Annotated in this window: 5 protein-coding genes; all 5 read left to right on the top strand. The window is 59.9% G+C overall.

Annotation, left to right across the window (positions count from 1 at the left end; translation table 11 throughout):
* Positions 1 to 197 (top strand): hypothetical protein (locus tag L0H65_RS14295; protein WP_301459721.1); only part of this gene is annotated, 197 nt, incomplete at its 5' end.
* On the top strand, positions 194 to 1,252 hold the full coding sequence (gene queA, locus L0H65_RS14290; protein ID WP_301459720.1) for a tRNA preQ1(34) S-adenosylmethionine ribosyltransferase-isomerase QueA: 1,059 nt from the start codon (positions 194 to 196) through the stop codon (positions 1,250 to 1,252). The genes L0H65_RS14295 and queA, both read left to right, overlap by 4 nt.
* A gap of 98 nt (positions 1,253 to 1,350) precedes the next feature.
* A complete protein-coding gene (locus tag L0H65_RS14285) occupies positions 1,351 to 2,622 on the top strand; it encodes an MFS transporter (RefSeq protein ID WP_301459719.1) in 1,272 nt (423 codons plus the stop codon).
* Positions 2,623 to 2,693: 71 nt separating this feature from the next.
* Complete coding sequence (locus L0H65_RS14280; RefSeq protein ID WP_301459718.1) at positions 2,694 to 3,266, top strand: DUF924 family protein; 573 nt, start codon at positions 2,694 to 2,696, stop codon at positions 3,264 to 3,266.
* A gap of 99 nt (positions 3,267 to 3,365) precedes the next feature.
* Complete coding sequence (gene lpdA, locus L0H65_RS14275) at positions 3,366 to 4,760, top strand: dihydrolipoyl dehydrogenase (RefSeq protein ID WP_301459717.1); 1,395 nt, start codon at positions 3,366 to 3,368, stop codon at positions 4,758 to 4,760.
* Positions 4,761 to 5,013 lie beyond the last annotated feature (253 nt).

The following is a 5,013-nucleotide window of genomic DNA, read 5'->3' as shown; positions in this document are numbered from 1 at the left end:
GCGGACAGCCGGACGAATTGGCTTTGCAGGAAGCGATCTTCACCCGCAAGGGCGAGGGGTTGTTCGGTTTCAATTACCACATCACCGGGACGGCAAAGGTGCCCGATGTCTCCATCAACCCGCTGTCGATCTTGACCCCCGGCATGTTCCGGGAGATTTTCCGCGCAGCACCGCCAAAACTGGACCCGAACGAATGAAACTGGACGATTTCGACTTTGATCTGCCCGAAGACTTGATCGCAACCCGCCCGGTGCGCCCGCGCCCTGCGGCGCGGATGCTGGTGGTTGGCCCGCAAGGGATGCAGGATCTGCATGTGTCGGATTTGCCAAAGCTGTTGCGCCGGGGTGACAGGCTGATCCTGAACAATACCCGGGTGATTCCGGCGCGGTTGACCGGCCTGCGGCATCGCACCTCTGCCCAAGGTCCGGTTTCGGCCAAGATCGAGGTGACGCTGATGGAACCGAACGGCGCGGGGGCTTGGCGGGCATTGGCGAAACCCTTGCGCAAGGTATCGGTGGGGGAGGAAGTTGTGTTTGCCGGTGGCTTGATCGCCTGCGTTTTGGCAAAAACCGAAACCGATCTGACGCTGGTTTTCAACGCCGAGGGTGCTGCGTTCGACGCGGCTCTATTGGTCGCAGGCACTATGCCTCTGCCGCCCTATATTGCAGCGAAACGCCCGCCCGATGCGCAGGATAATGAGGATTACCAGACCGTTTTCGCCCGCACCCCTGGTGCGGTCGCGGCCCCCACGGCTTCGTTGCATTTCGACACGGATTTGCTGGAGCAACTGCGCGCGATGGGGGTTGATAGCAGCGAGGTAACGCTGCATGTCGGGGCCGGAACGTTCCTACCGGTGAAGGTCGAGGACGTGACCAACCACAAGATGCACGCCGAATGGGGTGAGGTGACGGCAGAGGCGGCGGCGGAGATCAACGCCACCCGCGCCGCAGGAGGGCGGATCATTCCGGTTGGCACCACGGCGCTGCGCCTGATCGAATCTGCCGCCCGTACCGATGGCGTGATGCAGGAATGGCGGGGAGAGACGGATATCTTCATCTATCCCGGTTATCAGTTCAAAGTAACCGATGCGTTGATGACGAATTTCCATTTGCCGAAATCGACTTTGCTGATGCTGGTTTCGGCCCTGATGGGGCAAGACCGGATGCGGACGGCCTATTCTCATGCCGTTGCAGAAAAATACCGTTTCTTCTCTTACGGCGACGCGTCTTTGCTGCTACCTCGCGGGGCTTGATCGCCGCTTGGCGGTGGCAGGCTGCACACTGTCGGATCGGGAACAGACCGGCGCGCGCGCCGATGCGCCAAGTGACGTGAAGATTGAAAGGCGGAACCATGCTGACCGTATTGCGAAACTCCTGGGCGCTGCTTTTGGGCATGATGCTGCTGATGCTGGGCAATGGCATGCAAGGCTCACTTCTGGGGATTCGCGGCGAGATGGAGAAGATGGGCACGTTCCAGCTTTCCATCGTGATGTCCTGCTACTTCCTCGGCTTCCTGTTCGGGTCGCGCATGGTGCCGGATATGTTGCGCCGGGTTGGTCACGTTCGGGTGTTTGCCGCGCTTGGGTCGATGATTTCGGCGGTGCTGGTGATGTATGCGGTGGCCCCGAACTGGATCGCATGGTCGCTGATGCGGGTGGTGATCGGGTTTTCGTTTTCGGGCGTTTATATCACCGCCGAAAGCTGGCTGAACGACGCTTCCAGCAATGAAACACGGGGGCAGGCGCTGTCGATCTATCTGATCGTGCAGATGGTCGGGATCATCGCGGCGCAGGGCTTGTTGAACCTCGGTGATCCGGGGGGCTACATCCTGTTCATCATCCCGTCGGTGCTCGTCTCCATCGCTTTCACGCCGATCCTGTTGTCGGTCAGCCAAGCCCCGGCATTTGCTTCGACCAAGCCGCTGTCCTTCCGCTTCCTCTACAACGCCTCGCCTTTGGGCTGCATCGGCATGTTCATCCTTGGCGGCATCTTTTCGGCGCAATTCGGGATGGCGGCGGTCTGGGGGTCGCAGGCGGGGTTGAGTGTGCGGGATATCTCGATCTTCATCGCCGGGATTTATGTCGGCGGTGTGCTGTTCCAGTTTCCTATCGGCTGGCTTTCGGACCGGATCGACCGGCGCAAGATGGTCCTTGCCACCTCTGCCGTGGGTGCAGTGGCCCTGCTGATTCCGGTGGCGTGGGATATCCCGTTCTGGGCGCTGTGCGGCATCGGGGCGATCGGCGGCGGGGTGTCCAACCCGCTTTATTCGCTGCTGCTGGCCTATGTGAACGACTACATTGATAAATCGGCCATGGCGGGGGCGTCTGCCGGACTGTTGTTCATCAACGGCTTGGGCGCGATTTCCGGCCCGGTCATCACCGGCTGGATCATGGGGCTTGTCGGGCCGCGCGGGTTCTTTCTGTTCATGGCGTTGTTGTTCGCTGCGCTGGCGATCTACGCGATGTACCGCATGACGCGCCGCCGCCGCACGGCGGATGCCACATCCAGCTTCACCGCTGTATCGCCATCAGGCACCGCAATTGCATTGGAGGCGGTGATGATGGCCGCCGATGGCGAAGGGCCGGAGGCGGATAGCAGTAATTCCGCCGTCGCCCGGCCCTAAACCCGCCACGGCAAAGCGTTATTGTATCGCGCTTGCAAACCTGCCACGCTGACGCGGCAAGCGAGGGGGAAATGATGTCAGATCCGGTAGAGGTGCTTGACTATTGGCTAGGCGAGGTTGGCCCGAAGGGCTGGTATGAGCAAAACGACAAGGTGGACGCCGAAATCCGCGACTGCTTTGGCGATCTGTGGCAATCGGCGCTGGACGGCGGGTTGGAGCACTGGGTTGACGGGGCTTCGGGCACCTTGGCCTATCTGATCGTGACCGACCAGTTCTCGCGCAACATGTTTCGCGGTGATCCCCGCGCCTTTGCCACCGATCCGCAGGCCCGCGCCGCCGCTCGTCGCGCGTTGGCGGCAAATTGGGATCAGGACGTGCCGGCACCAGAACGCCAGTTTTTCTACATGCCGTTTGAGCATTCCGAAGACCCGGAAGATCAGGCTTTGGCGGTTTCCTGTTTTGATACCCGCATCGAAAGCCCGGAAAACGCGCTCCACGCCCGCGCGCATCAGGAAATCATCAAACGCTTTGGCCGGTTTCCATTCCGCAACGCAGCACTCGACCGCATTTCATCCTCCGAGGAGGAGGAGTTTATGCAAAAAGGCGGCTATTCCGCGATCGTTCGTGCTCTTAGACAGGGTTAGAGAGCTATGCGCCCGGCGCATGGCCTAGCGGCGGCCTGTGCGTTGCTGGTTTTGCGGAAATAGTTTAATGGCAAACTACTTTTTCTGAGGAGGGAAGACATGGCAGCCAAGAAATTCGATGTTGTGGTGATCGGTGCCGGGCCGGGGGGCTATGTCGCGGCAATCCGCGCCGCACAACTGGGCAAATCCGTCGTGATTGTGGAACGGGAAAATCTTGGTGGCATCTGCCTGAACTGGGGCTGTATCCCGACCAAGGCACTTTTGCGCTCTGCCGAGGTGTTTCACTTGATGCACCGCGCCAAGGAATTCGGCCTGTCGACGACCGGTGTTGATTTTGACCTCAAAGCCGTGGTCGCGCGGTCGCGCAGCGTGGCAAAGCAATTGTCAGGCGGCATCGGCCATCTGATGAAAAAGAACAAGATTACCGTGGTGATGGGCGAGGCGACGCTTCCCGCCAAGGGCAAGGTTTCGGTGAAAACCGACAAAGGCACCGAAGAGCTGGAAGCGCCCGCGATCATCCTCGCCACCGGCGCGCGCGCCCGTACCCTGCCGGGGTTGGAGGCCGATGGTGATCTGGTCTGGTCCTACCGCCACGCGCTTGACCCGGTTCGGATGCCGAAGAAGCTGCTGGTCATCGGCTCTGGCGCGATCGGCATTGAATTTGCCAGCTTTTTCAACACGCTGGGCGCAGATACCACTGTGGTTGAGGTGATGGACCGCGTGTTGCCGGTGGAAGACGCCGAAATCTCGGCCTTCGCGAAAAAGGCGTTTGCCAAGCAAGGCATGAAGATATTGGAGAAAACCACCGTCAAGAAGCTCGACAAGGGCAAAGGCAAGGTCACCGCACATCTGGAAGATGCCAAAGGCACCACGACGCAGGAATTCGACACCGTGATTTCCGCCGTGGGCATTGTTGGCAATGTCGAAGGGCTTGGGTTGGAAGCCTTGGGCGTGAAGATAGACCGCACCCATGTAGTGACCGATGAATTCTGCCGTACCGGGGTCGACGGGCTTTATGCCATCGGCGATATCGCGGGCGCACCTTGGCTTGCGCATAAGGCCAGTCATGAAGGCGTGATGGTGGCCGAGCTGATCGCGGGCAAAGACCCGCACCCGATCAAGCCCGGCTCCATCGCCGGTTGCACCTATTGCTATCCGCAGGTTGCAAGCGTTGGCATGACTGAGGCGAAAGCCAAAGAGGCCGGGCACAGCATCAAGGTCGGGCGCTTCCCCTTTATCGGCAACGGCAAGGCGATTGCCTTGGGTGAGGCGGAAGGCATGATCAAAACCGTGTTCGACGCAAAAACCGGCGAACTTCTGGGCGCGCATATGATCGGGGCCGAAGTGACGGAACTGATTCAGGGCTATGTCATCGGCCGCCAGTTGGAGACGACGGAAGAGGACCTGATGCACACCGTCTTCCCGCATCCCACCCTGTCGGAAATGATGCATGAGTCGGTGCTGGACGCTTACGGCCAAGTCATTCATATGTGATCTGATCGACAGATCCAACAGCACCCCGGCCCCGAACTTGGGCCGGGTTTTTTTATTTGGAACAAAATACTGCGGCGGTATCTTCGTGCGAAACGTCAATCCCGCCATTAGTCCTGTCCTTCGGGGCGCGGAGTTTGACGCTGCGGCACAATTTGGCAAAATATCTGCGCTGTTTGAACGGATCGCCTTGCATTGCTGACGCGCGCGGACGGCGGAGGAGGTGTCGCAGATGGGGAATCTTGACACCCCGACC

This window comes from Pseudorhodobacter sp. (genome assembly GCF_030452865.1).
Classification (GTDB): Bacteria; Pseudomonadota; Alphaproteobacteria; order Rhodobacterales; family Rhodobacteraceae; genus Pseudorhodobacter.
Note: the sequence above shows the minus strand (reverse complement) of the source record. Positions and strands in the feature narration are given on the sequence as shown.